At 46.5% G+C, this 20,113-nt stretch carries 15 protein-coding genes; 6 read left to right on the forward strand and 9 right to left on the reverse strand.

From position 1 onward, the window contains the following. Positions 1-43: 43 nt before the first annotated feature. Positions 44-406 (forward strand): YacL family protein, encoded by a 363-nt coding sequence (locus CLC91_RS01055; protein ID WP_095497101.1) that lies wholly within the window; start codon positions 44-46, stop codon positions 404-406. Here the strand turns inward: CLC91_RS01055 and CLC91_RS01060 are convergent. Next, positions 400-1,029: a response regulator gene (locus tag CLC91_RS01060; RefSeq protein ID WP_095499836.1), complete on the reverse strand. Its 630-nt coding sequence runs from the start codon at positions 1,027-1,029 to the stop codon at positions 400-402. The genes CLC91_RS01055 and CLC91_RS01060 overlap by 7 nt on opposite strands. Beyond that, a complete protein-coding gene (gene narQ / locus CLC91_RS01065; protein ID WP_158220665.1) occupies positions 1,026-2,717 on the reverse strand; it encodes a nitrate/nitrite two-component system sensor histidine kinase NarQ in 1,692 nt (563 codons plus the stop codon). The genes CLC91_RS01060 and narQ overlap by 4 nt, the downstream gene beginning before the upstream one ends. 259 nt (positions 2,718-2,976) lie before the next feature. On the opposite strand from narQ, the gene nrfA reads away from it, so the two are divergent. Next, on the forward strand, positions 2,977-4,368 hold the full coding sequence (gene nrfA / locus CLC91_RS01070; protein ID WP_095499838.1) for an ammonia-forming nitrite reductase cytochrome c552 subunit: 1,392 nt from the start codon (positions 2,977-2,979) through the stop codon (positions 4,366-4,368). Positions 4,369-4,426: 58 nt separating this feature from the next. Here nrfA and CLC91_RS01075 read toward each other — a convergent pair whose 3' ends face one another. Further along, positions 4,427-5,278, reverse strand: a complete 852-nt coding sequence (locus tag CLC91_RS01075) for a class I SAM-dependent methyltransferase (RefSeq protein WP_095499839.1) — start codon at positions 5,276-5,278, stop codon at positions 4,427-4,429. A gap of 577 nt (positions 5,279-5,855) precedes the next feature. On the opposite strand from CLC91_RS01075, the gene CLC91_RS01080 reads away from it, so the two are divergent. Further along, positions 5,856-8,546 carry a TonB-dependent receptor plug domain-containing protein gene (locus CLC91_RS01080; RefSeq protein ID WP_095499840.1) on the forward strand — a complete coding sequence of 897 codons (2,691 nt, stop codon included), beginning with the start codon at positions 5,856-5,858 and terminating at the stop codon, positions 8,544-8,546. A 93-nt stretch (positions 8,547-8,639) separates the two neighbouring features. Here the strand turns inward: CLC91_RS01080 and CLC91_RS01085 are convergent, their stop codons facing one another. Further along, a complete protein-coding gene (locus CLC91_RS01085) occupies positions 8,640-10,235 on the reverse strand; it encodes an ABC-F family ATPase (protein ID WP_095499841.1) in 1,596 nt (531 codons plus the stop codon). An 86-nt stretch (positions 10,236-10,321) separates the two neighbouring features. Beyond that, positions 10,322-10,876: a GTP cyclohydrolase I FolE gene (folE, locus tag CLC91_RS01090; RefSeq protein WP_095499842.1), complete on the reverse strand. Its 555-nt coding sequence runs from the start codon at positions 10,874-10,876 to the stop codon at positions 10,322-10,324. Between the two features lie 105 nt (positions 10,877-10,981). On the opposite strand from folE, the gene CLC91_RS01095 reads away from it, so the two are divergent. Both CLC91_RS01095 and CLC91_RS01100 read left to right on the forward strand, forming a co-directional pair. Continuing rightward, positions 10,982-12,037 (forward strand): patatin-like phospholipase family protein, encoded by a 1,056-nt coding sequence (locus CLC91_RS01095; RefSeq protein WP_095499843.1) that lies wholly within the window; start codon positions 10,982-10,984, stop codon positions 12,035-12,037. A gap of 73 nt (positions 12,038-12,110) precedes the next feature. Next, positions 12,111-12,695: an LON peptidase substrate-binding domain-containing protein gene (locus tag CLC91_RS01100; RefSeq protein ID WP_095499844.1), complete on the forward strand. Its 585-nt coding sequence runs from the start codon at positions 12,111-12,113 to the stop codon at positions 12,693-12,695. Positions 12,696-12,705: 10 nt separating this feature from the next. Here CLC91_RS01100 and galK read toward each other — a convergent pair whose 3' ends face one another. After that, positions 12,706-13,875 carry a galactokinase gene (gene galK / locus CLC91_RS01105; protein WP_095499845.1) on the reverse strand — a complete coding sequence of 390 codons (1,170 nt, stop codon included), beginning with the start codon at positions 13,873-13,875 and terminating at the stop codon, positions 12,706-12,708. Positions 13,876-13,979: 104 nt separating this feature from the next. After that, positions 13,980-15,602, reverse strand: coding sequence for a cation:proton antiporter family protein (locus CLC91_RS01110; RefSeq protein WP_095499846.1), 1,623 nt, complete (start codon positions 15,600-15,602; stop codon positions 13,980-13,982). A 411-nt stretch (positions 15,603-16,013) separates the two neighbouring features. Here CLC91_RS01110 and CLC91_RS01115 point away from each other — a divergent pair, with 411 nt between their 5' ends. Next, entirely contained in the window at positions 16,014-17,354 is a 1,341-nt protein-coding gene (locus CLC91_RS01115) for a YjiH family protein (protein WP_095499847.1), read from the forward strand. An 87-nt stretch (positions 17,355-17,441) separates the two neighbouring features. Here CLC91_RS01115 and CLC91_RS01120 read toward each other — a convergent pair whose 3' ends face one another. Next, a complete protein-coding gene (locus tag CLC91_RS01120) occupies positions 17,442-17,945 on the reverse strand; it encodes an energy transducer TonB (RefSeq protein ID WP_095499848.1) in 504 nt (167 codons plus the stop codon). 30 nt (positions 17,946-17,975) lie between these two features. Next, on the reverse strand, positions 17,976-19,790 hold the full coding sequence (locus tag CLC91_RS01125) for a protein-disulfide reductase DsbD (protein WP_095499849.1): 1,815 nt from the start codon (positions 19,788-19,790) through the stop codon (positions 17,976-17,978). Between the last annotated feature and the right edge of the window lie 323 nt (positions 19,791-20,113).

Here is a 20,113-nt window from a genome sequence, read left to right on the forward strand (position 1 = left end):
AAAGAGCCGACGTTCGGCTCTTTTTTTATTGCTACGAGGATGTATGGACTATCAGTTTAGACAAGACCCCATCGATGGTCGTGTGATGACCCAGTTGTCAATGGAACAGCAAGTGCTGGGTCATTGGTTTAACGATGAACTGGCGCTAAACGCATCGCTGCAACAACAGCTATTACGCATAGACGACTTGAGTGCGCTATCGGATTGGCAGTACATTGGCCGAGAGATAAGCATTCAAATTGATGACGGTGACGTGTTTGTATGGGTAAACGGCACAGTGGGTGAAGACAGTGAAGAGTATGACGCCGGTTTAAGCTTATATACTGAAGAGTCGCAAACGCAATTGGGCGTTGAGGACTTTATCAAAGTCCTCAACGCTTGGTTCGCTTTTAAAAACGGTTATTGATTGAGGTAGCGTACCGCCATTTCAGTTCGTGATTTGGCTTCGGCTTTGCGCAGCAAATTCTTAATGTGAACTTTAACCGTGCCTTCACTAATGTGCAGGCTGTCGGATATCGCTCGGTTACTCATGCCTTCGGCAACGAGCTGTAATATTTGCAACTCGCGAGGGGTTAACTCCATTATCCAGCTGGTATCGGAATCCGGTTGGTTAAGATCCTGCAGGTAAGGGCGTAATTGCTCGCTGATGATGGTTTCGCCAAGCATAATTTGCTTAAGCTGAGCGATGAGTTCATCCGGATCCGAATCTTTAAGCAAATAACCATCGGCTCCGGCGCGAAGCAAGCGAATCACGTCTTGCTTGTTGTCCGATACCGTTAATATGACCACTTTTGAGGTAATGCCGTCGGCTCTAATCGCATTAAGGGTGTCAAGTCCACTCATGCCCTTCATATTAAGGTCGAGTAACACGATGTCAGGTTCATCTCCGCGCATTGCTGCTAGGGCATCAATGCCCGCGCCAACTTCTCCGAATAGTTCAAATTCATCTTCTGCTTGCAGAAGTTGGCAAATGCCATTGCGTAATAACGGGTGATCATCTACGACCAATACTGAGTAAGCGAGTGTCATGTGCGCTCCTTAGCAACTGCTGATGCGGGAAATGTTAAACCGATTGTGGTGCCATGACCAGCACTAGTTTCAATATTAATCTGGCCGTCTAGTCGAGCAGCGCGTTCTTGCATAATTCCTAAGCCGAAATGGCCTTCTTTGTGGTTAATGTCTGGCATGCCAACACCGTCATCGCTGATGGTAATGGACACAAGCTCAGGTGAAACCACTCGGCAACCAATGATTATTTTAGTTGGGTTGGCGTGTTTTATCGCATTAATACACGCTTCTCGGGCTACTTGCAGAATGTGGATGTGTTGAGCGGGCTGCAAGTAGTGACGCGGAATTTCGTCCTGCAAGGTAATGGGGGCGGTGCAGTCTTTTTGTAAATGCTCCACCATGCTAACCAAGGCGCTGTGCAAATCCGGCTCATTAATGGTTAACCTAAAGGTGGTGAGTAATTCTCGCAATTGGCGATAAGCGGTGGACACACCTTCCTCGATGGCCACAAGCGGTGTTTGCGCTTTTTGCGGAATAGGGTCGTCTTTAAAGCCTTTGCGCAGCAAATTGGTTTGAATTTTCAAAAAGGCCAGCACCTGACCCAGCGAGTCGTGCAGCTCCCGCGCAATGGTGGCGCGCTCGTCTAACAGTGCATATTGTTGGCGCTCGTCTTCGGACTTTTGAATCAGCAGGGTTCGAGAGATCATGTTGGCGAGTTGTTCAAACAAGGGCTTCGACAGGCTGCATTGCCCGTATAGGTGCAACTCCCCTACATCGCTGTTGTCGTGACTCAGGGGCAATATTAGACTCGGTTCAACAGCCTTAGGCCAGCCATTGTGAGCTTCGATGTCTTGCGCCATTAGGTCGTCAAGATGAATGCGAGCGTATTGCACGTATTCGAGTTCGGTGATGGTGGTGAGCGCGGCGCTTAGGCGGATGTGGATATTCTGATTGCCCCTAAGATCCGTCATGACTTTGTTGGCGATAACCAGCTCTTGGTTAGCCTTCGATAACGCTTCGGTTTTTTGGTCAACACGAGATTGCAAGTCGCGGTAGAGCTCTTCCATGTCGTTGGCGCTTTGCTGAAAAGCGCCGGCCACTTCGGTTAACTCTGCAAAATGATATTGTCCCAGTTGTAATTCAAATTCTCGGTTTCGAATGCGCTGAGAAGCAACAACCAAATCATCTAAGGGCGTAGTAAGGTTGCGTTTTGCAAAACGAATCGCCCAAAACGCCATCGACAGCATGATCAATAACCCCACCGCAAGACTTACCGCCAACATGATCAACTTGCGTTTGGCGTGTTGCTCCATTAGCAGCACCATGTGATCAATCATATCAACGAATGGAATCAGTTTAGCGGCGTAGGATCGTGAATCCTCTAACAATATGTATTGCTTCATGTTTTGCCACTTATCCACCACCATTTGATACTGATCTTCAATTTCCTTAGGGGTGAAGAATCCACCGTGATTGGCCAGCGCATCCGAATATAAGGTTTGTTCAAATTCATTGATCTTTTGCAGGGCTTGCTGACTGCCTGAATTCGCAAAGAACAACAACCGATAGCTTTGCATTCGCAGCGAGCCTGAGGCGTTGATAACCCGAGCATCCCCTAAACTGTAGGCGAGGTTAACAATAGAAAAGGTGGATAAGCCTGCGCTAATGACGATGTAAATGAGCATCAGTCGTAGCAGGGTAGTGGTCATTTTAGATTTCATAGTCGACAGGATACCGAAAATATCAAGCGCTTCAATAGTCCTGAAGAAGAACCGGCTGTCACCATTTTTACGGGTACCAATGTTTACTGTGATCTGTATCACTCAATTAAATTGATCTGTCGCAAAAAAAGTGATGCTTATGACTAATTAGGTATACACTTTGTTATTGCGTGTAATACATTTGTTGCATGCATGGTGGAGCATAATCACCAGCAGGAAGAGTATTAATAATAATGAGAGAACGTTTATGAAAACATTGCAGCTAACCATGTCGGCATTATTATCAGCAGTGATTTTTGCTGCCGGTGTCAGTGCCAAGCCGGGCACAGAGCCTCGCAACGAAATGTATGAGAAGAAATTTCCTAAACAGTACAACAGTTGGAAAGCAACCGCAGAAAGTGAAGAAATTGTGGATGCGCTTGAAGGCGATCCTAATCTCGTGATCCTTTGGGCCGGTTATGGTTTTGCCAAGGACTACAACAAAGCCCGTGGCCATATGTATGCGGTCACCGACTTGCGCGAAACATTGCGAACCGGAGCCCCAAAAACTGCTGAAGATGGTCCGATGCCAATGGCATGTTGGAGCTGTAAAAGCCCTGACGTTCCTCGTTATATTGAAGAAAACGGTGAAAAAGCATACTTCACTGGTAAATGGGCTAAAGGTGGCTCTGAAATTGTGAACACCATTGGTTGCGGCGACTGTCACGACAAAGGCTCACCTAAACTGCGTATTTCGCGTCCCTATGCAGACCGAGCTTTCGAAGCCATCGACATGCCGTTTGCAAAAGCGTCACGCAAAGACAAACAAACCATGGTGTGTTCTCAGTGTCACGTAGAATACTACTTTGAGAAAACCGCCGATAAAAAAGGCTTTGTTAAGTTCCCATGGGATGGCGGTACGACCGTTGAAGCCATGGAAGCTTACTACGATGCATTGCAATTTGCTGACTGGACTCATGGATTGTCAAAAGCACCGATGTTAAAAGCGCAGCATCCTGGTTTCGAAACTTGGAGAGACGGTATCCACGGCAAAAACAACGTAAGTTGTACTGATTGCCACATGCCTCGTGTTACCGATGAAAACGGTAAAAAATACACGGATCATAAAGTGGGTAACCCGTTTGATCAGTTCGAGTTTACCTGTGCTCGTTGCCACGACCAAAGCAAAGAAATGCTAGAAGGTGTGATGCAAGCTCGCCACGATGCGGTAACCGAGATTAAGCTTAAGGCTGAAAAGCAATTAGTGGCAGCGCACTTTGAAGCGGCTGCGGCTTGGAAAGCAGGCGCTACTGACGTGGAAATGAAAGACATTTTAACCCTAATTCGTCATTCTCAATGGCGTTGGGATTATGCCATTGCCTCGCACGGCGTATCGGCTCACGCGCCAGATGAAGCATTGCGCATCTTAGGTACCGCGGTAAGTAAAGCCGCCGACGCGCGGGTTAAACTTGCTCACTTATTAGCGAGCAAAGGCCAAGCAGGCCCTGTTAAGTTGCCTGACATTTCCACTAAAGCCAAAGCACAAGCGGCCTTAGGCATGGATATGAAGAAGATGAACGCAGATAAGCAAGAATTTCTTAAAACAACGGTTAAAGAGTGGGATAAGAAAGCCGCTGCTCGTGAGGCCAAAATGAAGTAATTGGCGGTTACGGTATAGAGAGCCCTCGATAAACGAGGGCTTTTTTTTGGAAATAGGTTCACTTTAATAGTTTTACATGCCAACCAAGCAATCGTTGACCGCAATAGACGGGCTGACTGCTGGTGGAAACGAAACCTAACTGTGTTGCCTTGGCTTCTAAGTTGGACATTTGCGTGGCCGATAATGCGGCTGAGCGTAAGTCTTTAAGGCGTTGCGTATGCAACTTATAAACCTGTTCAACTTCATCTAAACGAGAGGCTCTCGAATCGATAGGCTCTTGAATAAAGCGGCTAAACACATCTTGTATTTGCTCTAAGGCACCGGTGCTAGCCAATTCATCTTGGTAGGCCTCAATTAGGCGATTACTGATTGATGATATGTTTTGATTTGCTGATTTTACAGCATCACTAGCCAGTGCGCGACGGAGCTTAACTCGACTGGATATGTCGCCATAAGCTCCATTAAGTTGATGAGCCCCTTTTAACAATTCAGTAAATTCTTGGCTTTCTAATAACGCTAAGGTATGTCGGTTTTGTTTGAGTATAAATGAATCTTGATGGTGGCAAATAAACTGCGCTGTGCCTTTGGCGGATAACACTCGGAATACTTGCTGAAGGGACAGCTCGAGTTGGCTGTATTCAATCCCAAATTGACTGCAAACCAGCTGGAACCTTTGGTCTTCATAAGGAAGTGCTTCACAATTTATTTCGGAATCGAACACTAATTGAATTTCTGGTGCGATTTCAGAAGCTTGTTTTAGAGCGAATTGACCATCAATCTTTGCTAAATCGCACACAACAATGGTTTGAGGAAGCTTGCTGGTGTGCTTTATAAGTTGCAGGGGGATGGTGCCATTTCCAGTAGCAATATCGAGCATTTGGTCTTGGGGGGGGTAACCCCGCCACGGCATCTAGCCAAATCCGATCAATTTGTTCTTGAAATTCATTATCCACCTCATTAGCAAATGAAGAGGTATTTCCTTGCGCCCAATAATTATTCCAATGTGCAGTCACTGTGACACCTACTATTTATATAAGTAGCGAGAGAATAAAAAGAGATAAACAATATTTCCAATCATTTTTATATCGGAATGTAATGAAGTGTTATTAAGTCGTTTTTTGTGAATAGTTATGCACCCAGGATAATGAGAAACAGATTTCAAGTGATTTATTGATTATATTTGTTTGTTTTTTAACCGCTTTAATTTCTGAACATCAAGCCTTTATTTTTGCCCGAACCATCATAAGAATTTCCTTAATTACCATATAGATGGCGCTTGCTAGAGCAACTCTTGCCAATAGTAGGGTGCCGTTAAAAATAAGTGTTATTTTAATGTTATTAAATGTGTTGCCTTTTTGCTTTTGCTGTGGTTTTATTGTTGCAACCCTCGCATTCGAGTAACAAATTGTTAACCGAATAAAGTGGGATTTACCAAAACTGCCATTGAAAGCGGTTTATAAAAATAAAATCTAATGGGAGAGATAATAATGCATTCCAATAGCATATTGGCGAAGTCAGTTCGTACAGCTCTTGCTTTCGGAGCAGTAGCTTCAGTGTTTACTGTGCCAACAGCAATTGCAGCGGATGAAGAAGTAGAACGTATCGAAGTTACCGGTTCTCGAATTCAACGAGCGGACCTAGAAACTTCTTCACCGGTTACCGTTATTGATCGTGCCACGATCGAAGCGTCTGGTATGCCAACAGTTTCCGACTTTGTTCGTAACCTAGCACAGAACTCGTTCGGTTCATTCCGTGACGCGTCAGGCTTTGGTTCTGGTCAAGCGTCTCAGTCAACAGTAGACCTTCGTGGCCTTGGTCCACAGCGCACCTTAGTACTTATTGACGGACGTCGTACTGGTTATTCTGCAGCGTTTGGTGGCTCGACTCAGAACTTGAACACTATTCCAATGGCTGCGGTTAAGCGTGTTGAAATTCTTCGTGATGGCGCTTCAGCCGTTTACGGTTCAGATGCGATTGCCGGTGTAATTAACGTAATTACCGAGAAAGACTACAACGGTGGCAACATTGAGGTAGAATTTGGTCGTCCTCAAGAAGAAGGCGCTGATGAAAACAGTGCTCGAATGACCTTCGGTGCTTCGAATGATAAAACCAACGTCGTTGCTTCTATGGAATACTACAAGCGTGAAGCTTTGTACGACGCGCAACGTCCTTACAGTGCCGTAGGTACTGGTACTTCATTTGGTTGGCCAGGTGGTGGTATTCCAAGTTGGGCAGGTAAGCCAGCTGACCCGGATGCAAAACCAGGTTCTGAGTTTATCGATGCTCGCTGCCCAACTAATATTGGTGACTCGGCGGACTTCCCTAACTCTTACATTGGTGCAAATGGTCGCTGTAACTACAACTACGCAGCAGACTCAGCCACCATGGCGGCGCAACAACGTTTCTCAACTTACATTAACGTCAATCACACCATCAACGACGATGTGGATTTTTTCAGCCGCGCAATGGTATCTCGCGTATGGACTGAAGGGCGCTTTGCAGCAGCTCCAGTTACTCAGCCGTATCCAATTTTCACTCGTACCGATGCTAATGCTGATTTGTATGACACTGCGGCTAAAAAATATGGGTTTGATGGCCAAACTCCTGATGCAGACGGTAATATGCTAAATCAAAATGTTTTACTACTGATGCGCACAGTACCTAACGGTAACCGTGACTCAGAAGTAGAAGATTTCGAAATGAACCTTCTAGCAGGTCTTCGTGGTTCAGTTGATATTTTAGGTGGTTCAAACTGGGAAGTTGGTACTCAGTTCATCCGTTCTGAAGTAACGGGTATTAACAAAAACCTCGCGAACAAAGTTGCGATTCAAAACGCCCTAGACTCCGGTGAACTGAACTTCTTTGGCTTAGATTACATGAGAGCCGATGGAACAGAAGTTAAGTACACACCAGGTGAAGCAGAAACGGTAATGGCTAAGTTTAACGACTGGGGAGTATACCGTGGCCGTACTCAAACATTCGCAGCTGATGCTTCTTTGAGCTTTGACATGTTTGAACTACCAGCTGGCGCAGTACCTTTAGCTTTAGGTTTGGAGTATAACTCTACCAGCTTCATGCAAGAGAATGATCCTAACTCTAACCGTTTAGAGCTTGCCGGTACTTCTGGTGGTGACAACATTTATGGTAAGAGTCGTGATATCTTCTCTGCATCTGCAGAAACCATTGTTCCAGTTATTGATGGTTTAGATGTCAACTTATCTCTACGCTACGATAACTACTCTGACTTCGGTAACACTACTAACCCTAAAGTTGGTGTGACTTACCGTCCGTTTGATTCTTGGTTACTGCGTGGTTCTTGGGGTAAAGGCTTCCGTGCACCAGCATTTGATGATTTGTACGGTAACCAATCAGAGTCTTTCCCATCAGCAATTGACACAACTGCTTGTGCTAACGCTGGTGACCCAAGTGACCCAGTTTGTAGCTCTGCACAATATCGCGCATTCTATGGTGGTAACGAAGCTCTAGACGCTGAGCAGTCAGAGTCATTGACCTTTGGTACAGTAGTTAACATTACCGATTCTTGGGACGTAGAATTGGGTTACTACAAAATCGAAATCGAAGATACTATTGGTACTATTTCTGCTCAAAAAGCATTTGACCTAGAAGCAGCTGGCCAAGGTGGTTTGGTATTCCGTACTAACACTGGTGAAGTGGATTACTTGAAATTGACTTCACAAAACTTGGGTACGCTTAATACCAGCGGTATTGATTTCAACACCAATTACTTCGTAGAAACCGGTGCTGGTGATTTCAACTTCAAGATTGACTGGAACTACATCTTAGAGTGGGCTGAGAAAGTCGACGCTACTGCTGATGAGATTGATTACATCGGTGAAATGGGTCAACCTAAGATGCGTGGTAACGTAGGTCTTACCTATATGGTTTCAGATTTCTCTGTTGCTTGGAACTCTTACTACATTGACAAACAAGAGTCAGAGATTAGTGGTACCGTTTACAACGTAGACGCTCACATTACTCACGACATTCAGTTTGCTTATAATGCACCTTGGGATGGTAAAGTCAGCGTAGGTGTTCGTAACCTAACTGATAAAGATCCAGAGTTAAACCACGACTACTATGGTCACCCAGGTTATGACTTGTATCTATACAGCCCAGTGGGTCGTGCCTACTACTTGCGTTACACTCAAACTTTCTAAGGAAGTTTTAGAACGCTTGATAGTTTAGTTTAAATAGAAAAGGCCATCGATGTTAATCGATGGCCTTTTTAGTTTTTGTTACTTATGAGAGTATTATTTTTCAGCGAGTTGCTTAGCTAACAGCTCCTCGTAGGTACCTTGGAAATCCACCAGTTGCTTATCTTTGATCTCGATAATGCGGTTCGCTAAAGACGACACAAATTCACGGTCGTGACTCACAAAAATTAATGTCCCTTCATACATTTCCAGTGCTAGGTTTAACGACTCAATCGACTCCATGTCTAAGTGGTTGGTAGGCTCATCTAAAATCAAAACATTTGGTGCTTGCATGATAAGCTTACCGAATAACAGTCGGTTCTTTTCGCCACCACTGCATACCGCAACTTTTTTAGTGAAATCATGAGCAGAAAAGAGCAATCGGCCTAAGGTGCTGCGCACGATTTGGTCATCGTGACCAGGTTTGCGCCATTGGCTCATCCAATCAAACAACGTAATGTCTTGTTGAAACTCGCGGTTAGTGTCTTGAGGACAGTAACCTAAGGCGGCGTTTTCGGACCACTGAATGGTACCGCTGTTGGCATCGAGTTCGCTCATCAAGCACCGCAGCAGGGTGGACTTTCCAACACCGTTCTCACCTAAAATCGCAAGCTTAGTGCCGGCCTCTAGAATAAACTCACCCCCTTCAAATAAGGTTTCACCATCAAAACCGTGACCCAGCTGCTCTATAATCAGTGCATTTCGGTGCAGCTTCTTTTCTTGGGTGAAACGAATAAACGGGTTAACTCGGCTGGAGGCCTTAATGTCATCAAGTTTTATTTTCTCGATCTGCTTCGCTCGGCTGGTAGCCTGTTTCGCCTTTGACGCATTGGCAGAGAAGCGACTCACAAATTGCTGTAGCTCAGCTATTTGTGCCGATTTTTTAGCATTTTCAGCTTGTAAGCGTTCGCGGGCCTGAGTAGAGGCAAACATAAAGTCATCGTAGTTGCCCGGATAAACGCGAAGTTCTCCGTAGTCAATGTCCGCCATATGGGTACAGACCGCGTTAAGGAAATGACGATCGTGGGAAATGATGATCATGGTAGAGCGGCGGCTATTGAGCACTTCCTCTAGCCAGCGAATGGTATCAATGTCGAGGTTGTTGGTAGGCTCGTCGAGCAACAAAATATCGGGATCCGAGAACAAGGCTTGAGCCAGCAGAACCCGTAGTTTCCAACCCGGCGCGACTTCACTCATTAAACCAAAGTGAAGCGATTCCTCAATACCTGCTGCTAGCAAAATTTCTCCGGCACGGCTTTCTGCACTATAGCCGTCCATCTCAGCAAACTGAACCTCTAAGTCGGCGACTAGCATGCCTTCTTCTTCAGACATTTCCGCAAGGGAATAAATGCGGTCTCGTTCTTGTTTTACCGCCCACAATTCGCTGTGACCCATAATAACGGTATCAATAACTGTGTATTGCTCAAAAGCAAACTGGTCTTGATGCAACTTGCCCACGCGCTCATTCGGCGCCACCGAAACCGAGCCCGATGATGGCGTTAACGAGCCATCTAAGATCTTCATAAAAGTGGATTTACCGCAGCCGTTTGCGCCAATTAAGCCGTAGCGGTTGCCGTTACCAAATTTTACAGAAATGTTTTCGAATAGCGGTTTAGCACCAAATTGCATGGTGACGTTAGCAGTCGTAATCACAGGTTAATCTCTTTATCGAGGGGATTTGGACGAATGAAGTGCGCCACTATAGGGAAATAGTGGCGTTGGGTCGAGCATTTTTTCGGCTATCTGCCGAGCAACATCAAAAATTCGTTGCGAGTTTTCACATCATTGCGAAACGCGCCGAGCATTACTGACGACTTCATCTTCGAGTTTTGCTTTTCAACGCCGCGCATCATCATGCACATGTGCTTAGCTTCCACAAGCACGGCGACACCGGCTGCGTCGGTTACCTCTTGTACGGCTTCTGCAATTTGCTTGGTTAAGTTCTCTTGAATTTGCAGTCGTCTTGCAAACATATCGACTATGCGTGCAAATTTTGACAAGCCAAGTACTTTGCCTCGCGGTAAATAGGCGATGTGGCATTGGCCAATAAATGGCAGCATATGATGTTCACACATGCTATACAGCTCAATATTTTGCACAATCACCATTTCATCGGTATCAGAGTCAAACACCGCGTTATTTACGATGTCGTTGAGTTCCTGATGATATCCTTGAGTAAGGAATTTCATAGCTTTGGCGGCTCGTTGAGGAGTGTCTAGTAAGCCGTTCCGTTTAGGATCTTCGCCAATTTCAGTTAAAATTTTGCTGTATAGATTCGTTAGTGGCTTAGTCAAAATGGCCTCGGTAAGTTATTTTCTTTATGAGTTACAGTGTGATGAATTGGTTAACAAATATCAACCTGATAACCTATACGGGAATTGTTTTAAAAAGGATTAACTATGGGCGCTAAACCGCTGTTGCAGCTCGCTGCAGGGCCTTATGCTAAACGCCATCTAGAACAACACGGGCTAAGGCTGGCTGACTTTGAGCGGTTTCAAGCCGCATCCGGAGGCCCCAAGTGGTTAGCCATCGCGGAATTGGACCGCGAGATATGGCGTCAGTGGCACAAGGCCGGTCGGCATCGAATGGACGCCATTGGCGCTTCAAGCGGAGGCTGGCGAACTACCGCGTTGGCCTGTGTTGACGGGGATGCGGCGCATCGTCGATTGCAACAGGCCTACATTAGCTTTGATGCCGATGCTCGACCAACACAACCGCAAATTGAACAGCAAATTCGTCAGTTAATTCGACAGTCGCTAAGCCGCAGTGGTACTCATGAGGTGCTAAACAATGGCGCTTGGCAAACCAACTTAGTGGCGTCTCAAGCACGGCGTTTAGGCGCTTCCACCCATAAAGCGAGAATCGCAACCGCGTTAATGCTTGCAGCTGCTACAAATAGCGTGAGTCGGCGCAGTTTAGATTGGCATTATCGTCGCGTCATCTTTGGTGTGGTTGATGACAGCCCCTATGCCACCCTTACCGATCTGCCAACGCAATTTGCTGCGTTAACCGAGCACAATTTGGAAGATGTGTTAGTGGCGACCGGCTCCATACCCTTGCTATCGGCGCCGGTAACCAATATCGCCAATGCGCCAAAAGGGTATTATTTCGACGGTGGTATTTCCGACTACCACTTCGACATTGCACCTGAGCCTAAAAAGCTCACTATTTACCCGCACTTTATCAATGGTGCTTATGCTGGATGGTTCGATAAGTTTTTCCCAAGTCGCAAAAAACCAGCGAACTTCAGCCATACGCTGCTGCTAAGTCCAACCCAAGCATTCATTGAGCAATTGCCTTTAAAGAAACTGCCGGATCGCTCAGACTTTGGCAAAATACCCGATGCGCAACGCAAGCATAATTGGCATCAAGCAGCGGCGCTAAGCGAAGCGTTAGCCCTAGAATTTCGGCAATTGTGCAGCGGTGAAAGTCCGCTACTGATAGAGGCGTTGTAAGTTAACGGGGAAATAATCGGTCTTAATGGTTAAGTGCTAAACTGTATTTAGGTGCTTAGCCAAGGACAACCCCATGCGAACCGAGCGGACTAACCTGATCATATTGGAACAATGGATACTCCCCCAAGGACGGTTAGAGCTGCGCATTACCCAACCCGAGGTAATGCAGTTGGTGGTGGACCACTATAAACATGAAACGCCCATTGCGTTAGGGGTTATCAACGAAGAGGCCAACGCCAATAGCTTACCTTGCTTACGCTACGCTACCGCGTGTCGCATCATCGACTTTTTTCAACTGGATGACAACAGCACCTCGTTTGTCTTTGAGGGGATAAATCGGTTGCGGGTAGTAAGTACTTACTCAGTATCAGAGAGTCTTTGGAAAGCACAAGTCATTCGACTGCCAAACTGGCCGGCTTATCCTTTGGCTTCCGAGTTTGAATTGCTTTCCACAGCACTAAAGTATTTTTACCAAGAGAACCCAGATTTATTGGAGTTATACCCAGATGCACAATTGGATGATGCTAACTGGGTAAGTCAACGTTGGCTTGAGGTGTTACCCATTATTGATCAAGATAAACAGGCCCTGCTCAGCCAACCAAACTGCCAACAGGCCATGAGCTTCGTTTTAAAGCTGATCATTGAAAAGCAGCAGTAGCCGCAAGAGCTTAAGCTTGCTCGATAGACAATTGATGAACGCCATCGGATGGATGACAAATAAAGGTCGTTACATCAACGCCGGTTTGTTTACTGAATTCACCTTCGACGGCGGAGAAAACCGCTTCGGTGTAGTCGTGATCAATTAACGCCACAACGCAACCGCCAACGCCACCTCCAGTAATTCTAACACCACCTTTATCACCGACCACTTGATTAATCGAATCCACTAATTGATCAATTTGCGGCACACTCAGTTCAAAGTTATCCCGCATGGACTCATGCGCTTGTGCCATGATCTGCGAGAATTTAGCCAGTTGCCCTCTTTGTAACGCCTTGCCAGCGCTGTAGACGCGAGCATTTTCTCCAAGCACATGCAATGCTCGCTTGTACAAGGTAGGGGATAAACTGGCCTTGCCTTGTTCTAGCTGAGACAAGGTAAGCTCGCGTAAACTTTCTACGCCAAAGTGCTGTGCTGCTTGCGCGCATTCGTGCTGTCGTAGATGGTAATCATCGGCACTGCGTTTAAGGGGTTGAGTGGGCATAAAGATGAGTAAACTGAGGTTATCTGGAATTTCAATGGGCTTAGCACTCATGTCCATGCAGTCTATCATCATGGCGTGATCTTCCCGCGCGCAAGCGCTGATCATTTGATCCATTAAGCCGCACTCAAAGCCTACGTACTGATATTCACTGCGTTGTGCCAGCTGCGCTAAAGCTAAATTGGATAAATGCAGTTGGTTTTGTTCGCTGAGAGCCATGGCAAAGGCAATCTCTAGTGCCGCTGATGAGGCCAGTCCCGCATTAAGAGGCACATTAGATGCTATGGCAACGTTCATGCCTTTTATATCGAGGCCCGTTAGCAAAAACGAACGACACAAACCGATTAAATAGTTAAACCAGGGGGCGTTATCATTGTCTTGCTGTTCTTCGCTGCTTATTTGCCACGATTGGACCTCTGCACCAAAACGCGCGCTTACGGCATTAATGCAATTATCGGAATTCGGGCTAACTGCAATAACCGTGTGGAAGTTGATGGCTGCTGGTAACACCAAGCCTTCATTATAGTCGGTGTGACCGCCAATAAGATTAACGCGTCCCGGTGCCTTAAACATTGCTGTAGGCACAGTGTCATAGGTTAGTTCAAACAGCGCTTGTGCTGCTTGAGCGGGGGTGGACATTGTTGAACTCCGATACTGCCAAAATTCAGAAACACCCCCTTAAGCTAACATAACTGTGGCTAAGTGCCAGCGTCTATTAACAGATATTAATGAGAATCGTTAAGCTAGAGCGGATTATTTTTGCCATCGGTGCTGTATTGAGTTTGCGGTTCCGGCATGAGCTCATAGGCTATTTGCTCGGCAAAACCGGCTCCTGCAGCCTCAAATACGTTATATACCGCGGCAACACCTAACTCTTTGAGCTCTTCGACTTCCTCTTCAAATTGAACAATAGCGCTGACTTGGCCTTTGTAGGCACTGTGATTTAATTGCCCTAGGGCAAACAAGTTACCTTGGTGATGTGGCATGGCGAGTAACACCATCTCAATGCCGGCGGAGGGATCAATTTTATGCCAAAAATCGGTGTCTACGGCATCGCCTAAAATCACGTTGCGCCCTTGCTCTCTATGCAAATCAATAATATCGGGTTTGTGGTCGATACCTACTACACAGTTGCCATAGCGCGTCACCAATTCATCATAGGCACCACTACCAATGCGGCCCATTCCCAGAATAAGGAAGCGAGGGCTGCCTAAATTAATGGGCTGGTCCACCACCGAGAGGTGAGATTTTTGAAAACGATGCCAAAAACTTTGCCAGGTTTGATAGATGCGTTCGGAATGGGTATTCAGTGGCGCTGCAATTAGAAAGCTAATGGAAAGGGCAATGGCTAACACCACCACAAACTGCGCTGGTAGCCACCCTTTAAAGCTTGCAACCGCCGCTACAATTAACCCGAACTCACTGAAGTTAGTTAGGCTTAATGCCGCTAAAAGCCCGGTACGGGCACGCAGTGAAAAGCGAGTGAACAGCACGAAAAACATGGCCATTTTAACCGGCAACAACAGCAGTAATAACAACGCTAAACTGAAGTCTTGCAGGCTTGGTAAACCATTAAGGCCAACGGTTAAGAAAAACGCCACCAGCAATAACTCTTTCAACTCGAACAAAGACTTCGCCAGCTCCGATGCCCGTTTGTGATTGGCTAGCATAATGCCCATGATCAAGGCGCCTAGATCCGGCTTTAATCCCACCATTTCGAATAAGGCAGCGCCAAACACTAAGGCCATGGCTAAACCGAACAGCACCAGCACGTCGCCACGGCCAACTTTGTCGAGGGCCATCGAAAAGAGCGGTCTAAGCAAAGGCAAGGCTAACAGTGCCAGCGCCCAATAACTGGGGAATTCGCCTTTAGATACGGTTAAAAAGATGACCGCGAACACGTCTTGCATGATCAGCACACCAATGGCTATTTGGCCATACAAGGACGCCATTTCACCTTTTTCTTCTAGCGTTTTAACGGCAAATACGGTACTTGAAAACGACAGAGCGAAACTTAACAGCAACAATTGCCAAGTATCCAATGCTTGCAGTTGCGACAATCCTAGCCATCCTAGTACCTTTAAAAATGGCACAAATAGGGTTACCGAAAGCAATACATGCGCGCTGGCTCCTCCCCATACTTGCGCTTTGGCAAGGCTGCGAATGTCCAGCTTCAAGCCAATCGCGAACAATAACAACAACACCCCGAGATCCGCCAGTTGTTGCAGCAAAGGCAAGTGGGTATCCGCCATTCCTAAGCTGTATAACACAAAGCCTGCGGCTAGATAGCCGAGTAGCGAAGGTAAACCAAGTCGATTGCAGATGAATCCGCAAACCAGTGCTATAACGATAATGGCGGGTTCCATGGGGCTCCGAGTCTGATAAAAAGCAAAAGAGATAGGGCTATTGTTATGGTAGAACTTTAGCTTTTACTGAGTATTTAGGCAAATATATTGAGATTCTAGGCAAAATTGTAGCAAATGTGTCATAAACGTTAGCTGTTTTAAGCCTTGTTAACAGAGTGATATTTTTTGCGCGAACTAAAAATAACTAATAATTTCATTTGCTTGTTGAAGGCTGTTGGCTTTTTGTTGATAGTGAATAAATATCCATGCTTAAGCGGTCATTTATGCAATTTACAAGCGCACTAAAAGCGAGTAGTCTGATTTCCAAATAAATGAAATGACTTTTAAAGCGGCTGTTGCCAGCAGTCGCCAGTCTCGCAAAACGGTGTAATTTAACCCATTTGCGCGCAAACAATCTTATAGCAGGGCGACATGTCAAAAACTAAAAACTTACTCCTTTTCCTCATCCCTTCATTCATAGGCATTTTGCTGTTTATGACGCCAGTCAGCATCGACGGTGCGGTTACCATTCCGATTGCGGCAATGGCAGGCCTGATTAAACAAGGGCTTGGGGACTACATCTTTGATGTTATTGTGGCGGTGATTTGGGTAACCGCGCTAACCACCATAATTGCAAAAGTTGTTAAACCCGATGTGGTGAATCGCTCACCGTTTCTAAGTGATTTGCTGTACGTCAGCAACGCTTGGTTCGTTACTCGCATGTTAGGGGCTTTATTTGCCACATTGGCGTTCTATAAAGTGGGCCCTGAGGCGGCATGGGCAGACTCCACCGGTGGTTTGGTGTTGTTTGACTTAATGCCCACCTTATTTGCGGTGTTCATATTAGCCGGTTTGCTGATGCCCTTATTGCTTAACTTCGGTTTGCTGGAGTTCATTGGCGTAATGCTCACAAAGGTTATGCGCCCGCTGTTTAACTTGCCAGGTCGAAGTGCGGTCAGCAGCATCGCCTCTTGGTTAGGTGATGGCAGTGTCGGTATCTTAATGACCAGTAAGCAGTACGAACAAAAGATCTTCACCAAACGAGAAGCCGCCATTATTGGTACCAACTTTTCGTTGGTATCCATTACCTTCACCTTAGTGATTATTAGCCAAGTAAAATTAGAGCACATGTTTGCGGCGTTTTACCTAACGGTGTGTGTAGCCGGTATCTTAGCGGCCATTATCGTGCCGAGACTGCCACCGCTGCGCAATATTCCTAATACTTACATTGATGGCTCAGAGCCAACCAAAGACGTGGAAGTCATTCCAGCTGGAAAAAACTTGGTTGGCTATGGTGTGGAAATGGCCATGGAGCGCGCCGCCAAAGCGCCGAGCTTCGGTAAGTTGGTCAACGATGGTTTTAAGAATGCCATTGAGATGCTGTTTGCCATTTTGCCGGTCGTTATGGCGGTAGGCACCATTGCTACCATGATTGCCGAGTTTACGCCGGTATTTAACTGGCTTGGTGCACCCTTCGTACCTCTACTTGAGCTAATGCAAGTACCAGAAGCGGTAGCGGCTTCTAAAACCATGGTGGTGGGTTTTGCCGACATGTTTGTGCCGTCTATTCTTGCGGCCAGCATTGAAAGCGATATGACCCGTTTTATTATTGCGGCGCTGTCGGTCACTCAGCTTATCTTTATGTCGGAAGTGGGTGCATTGCTTCTGGGCAGTAAGATTCCAGTGACCCTAACCCAACTGTTTATCGTATTCATTTTACGTACGCTGGTAACCTTGCCAATCATCGTATTAATGGCCAATTTGTTCTTCTAAGCAGCGTTTAAAAGCCTTTAATCGACTCAACAAAAACGGCGCTATTAAGCGCCGTTTTTTATGGTTCAAAGATAACCTTTTCCGCCATTAGCCTCGAATTTTATAGCCAATGGAATTGAGCACGTCGCTGCCGGGGCAGTTGTCAGAGATCGCCTGTGGACAACGCCCGCTGCCATCTTCTAAGCAAAAGTTCATGCGGGTAACGGTTTTGGTGGTTTCGCTTAATAAGCCTTCAGTAACGCTGCCCCAATGCCAACGTCGCACCGAGTCGTACGCCGCTTGACCGAACTCAGGTGTTGATTGCTCAATAACACGCAACTGCAATAAGCGATAGTCAGGGGATAGTACCAACTCCACCGAAGCACAGCCCATGGTGCCGGACTCGGCCATTGCTCTTGGATAGCGAGGAGGGTGGCGAACCACTCGCTGGAAGTCTTTTTGCGCCAATAACGCTGGAGCAATCGTTACGTCTGGGTAGTTGTCCTCAAGCTCATTGGGTTTTGGGGTACTCTCGCAGCCACTGATAAACACTGTGGCGAGTAGGGCGAGTAGCCCCTTGTAATAAGGGGCTTTGGTCTTGATTCCGTCCATGGATTTCCTCTATAAATTAGCTTGTGTGTTTTATTTTTCTTCTTGTTCTGGCTCTAGAATAATGTCCAGATGGTCGGCAAATGGTTGTGCACTCATAAAGCCGGTTACCGTTAGAGAATCCTGCAGCTCACCTTGCTGGTCAAAGAACAAAATGGTTGGCAGACCTAACACGCCAAAGTGCTCAAGCAGCTCATTATCTAGATCATCACCGTTGGTAACGTCCGCTTGCAACAACACGTATTGTTTTAAGCGCTCGTCCACGTTCGGAGCAACAAAGGTTTTGCTTTCAAACTCTTTACAGGCGACACACCAATCGGCGTACAAATCCAGCATCACTGGCTTGCCGTCGGCTTTTGCTTGAGCCAGTGCTTCTTCTAAATCCGCCAGTGACTTAATGCGCTCAAAGGTGGCGTGCTTTGCCTGAGCTTGGCTTGCGCCTTGTGGGTGTAATTCAGCCATTAGGTGGTGAAAGCCGTAACTGAAGCTGGCCATGAGCATGAGGATCAACACCACAGAGCGAGCCGATTGCTTCCAGTTAAATTGGGTCAGCTTGTTCTGGTGCATTAAATAACCAATGAAGCTTATGGCCCACACGGTCCACAGCATCTCCATCCACAATCCTGGCCAAATACGCTCAAGCATGATGATAGCAACCGCTATCAACAAGAAACCAAAGATGGTTTTGATGATTTCCATCCAGGCACCGGCACGAGGCAATAATTTACCGCCGGTGGTGCCAATAATCAGAAGCGGAACGCCCATCCCCATGCTCAGTGCGTACAATGCTAAGAAGCCCAGCAGTAAATCACCGCTTTGAGCTACGTAAATTAAGGCGCCGGATAACGGAGCCGTGGTACAAGGTGAGGCCACCAAACCAGAGAGTACGCCCATCATGACCACACCCATTAAGGTGCCGCCTTTTTGGTTATTGCTGATGTTGTTAAGCTTTTCTTGCCACTTGCTTGGCAGCTGCAATTCGTACAAGCCAAACATGGACAAACTCAAAATGACAAAGAAAACAGCGATGGTAATCAGTACCGCTGGGTGTTGCAGTGCCGCTTGATACTTCATGCCGGCGCTGGCCACAATTAACCCCAACAGCGAGTAGGTAACCGCCATACCCTGCACATAGGCCATGGATAAGGTGAACGCGCGTCCTAGCGACAGTTTTTTACCTTGACCTACAATGATGCCAGATAAAATCGGGTACATGGGGAACACGCAGGGGGTTAAGGCCAAGCCTATCCCCAATCCAAAGAACACCAATAAGGTGAGCCAAAAGCTGTCATTTTCCAGCATAGCCGCCAAACCCGCTTGTTGGGTTTGGGGGGGCGTGTTGGCTGCTGTGCCGCTGGTGTCGCTTGAGGCAATGCTGGCCACGCCATCGGCGGCATCAACCGTCAGCAGTGGAATGGCAATTTTGGTCGGCGGAAAGCAAAGTTTGCCCTCGGCGCAACCCATAAAGGTTAATTCGAGTTCGGCGGCGCTGCCTGCTTGCTGGATGGGGATTTGAAAGCTGACTTGATTGTAGTAAACCTCTTGCTCACCAAAATATTCGTCGTGGTGCATTTTGCCTTCAGGTAAAGCGGCTTCTCCAATGTCGGCATCACTGGCACTGAATTGCAACTTATCACGGTATAAGTAATAGCCATCGGCGATGTCAAAGCTGACGGTAAGTACCGCGCCCGTTTGCGAGAAATCCTCTTGAAACGCTTGGTTTACTGGCATTAATTCCGGCTCGGATTTCAAAAATCCAAAGGCAGAAGAGGCCATAAGCGTGTTTGCGTGTACTTGCGTGACCATCAATAGGCTGACGGCAATGAGCGCTGAAAATAGTTTTTTCATAAGTCTAAGCTAGCTTCCAACCGCACTTCATAAGCGGCATTACAAGGCATAATAGTTATGCTAATAATTTCAGGTACTTTATCGCAATAAAGCACCTCGATTTCGGTTTGCACTTGAGTAAGACCCGATGAATGGGTTTTTAGTTGCAATGGAACGTAAGATTGTTGGCATTGCGCCTTTTATCCAAGATAAAAGGTTACTCGTTTCAATAATCAGGGTAATACTTTACTGTTTTTGTAAGACGCTCGCACCTTTCAAGTCACAAAAGCTAGAGCTAACCTTGAAAAATCGCAGTTACGCCCTCATTAATTAAATTACCCAAA

It is taken from the genome of Paraferrimonas haliotis (assembly GCF_002282895.1).
GTDB classification, from domain to species: domain Bacteria; phylum Pseudomonadota; class Gammaproteobacteria; order Enterobacterales; family Shewanellaceae; genus Paraferrimonas; species Paraferrimonas haliotis.

Bases quoted from the DNA above. Each gene is read 5' to 3' on its own strand.
- CLC91_RS01055 (WP_095497101.1), top strand. From the start codon at position 44: ATGGACTATCAGTTTAGACAAGACCCCATCGATGGTCGTGTGATGACC.
- CLC91_RS01060 (WP_095499836.1), bottom strand. From the start codon at position 1,029: ATGACACTCGCTTACTCAGTATTGGTCGTAGATGATCACCCGTTATTA.
- narQ (WP_158220665.1), bottom strand. From the start codon at position 2,717: ATGACCACTACCCTGCTACGACTGATGCTCATTTACATCGTCATTAGC.
- nrfA (WP_095499838.1), top strand. From the start codon at position 2,977: ATGAAAACATTGCAGCTAACCATGTCGGCATTATTATCAGCAGTGATT.
- CLC91_RS01075 (WP_095499839.1), bottom strand. From the start codon at position 5,278: ATGCCGTGGCGGGGTTACCCCCCCCAAGACCAAATGCTCGATATTGCT.
- CLC91_RS01080 (WP_095499840.1), top strand. From the start codon at position 5,856: ATGCATTCCAATAGCATATTGGCGAAGTCAGTTCGTACAGCTCTTGCT.
- CLC91_RS01095 (WP_095499843.1), top strand. From the start codon at position 10,982: ATGGGCGCTAAACCGCTGTTGCAGCTCGCTGCAGGGCCTTATGCTAAA.
- CLC91_RS01100 (WP_095499844.1), top strand. From the start codon at position 12,111: ATGCGAACCGAGCGGACTAACCTGATCATATTGGAACAATGGATACTC.
- galK (WP_095499845.1), bottom strand. From the start codon at position 13,875: ATGTCCACCCCCGCTCAAGCAGCACAAGCGCTGTTTGAACTAACCTAT.
- CLC91_RS01110 (WP_095499846.1), bottom strand. From the start codon at position 15,602: ATGGAACCCGCCATTATCGTTATAGCACTGGTTTGCGGATTCATCTGC.
- CLC91_RS01115 (WP_095499847.1), top strand. From the start codon at position 16,014: ATGTCAAAAACTAAAAACTTACTCCTTTTCCTCATCCCTTCATTCATA.
- CLC91_RS01120 (WP_095499848.1), bottom strand. From the start codon at position 17,945: ATGGACGGAATCAAGACCAAAGCCCCTTATTACAAGGGGCTACTCGCC.
- CLC91_RS01125 (WP_095499849.1), bottom strand. From the start codon at position 19,790: ATGAAAAAACTATTTTCAGCGCTCATTGCCGTCAGCCTATTGATGGTC.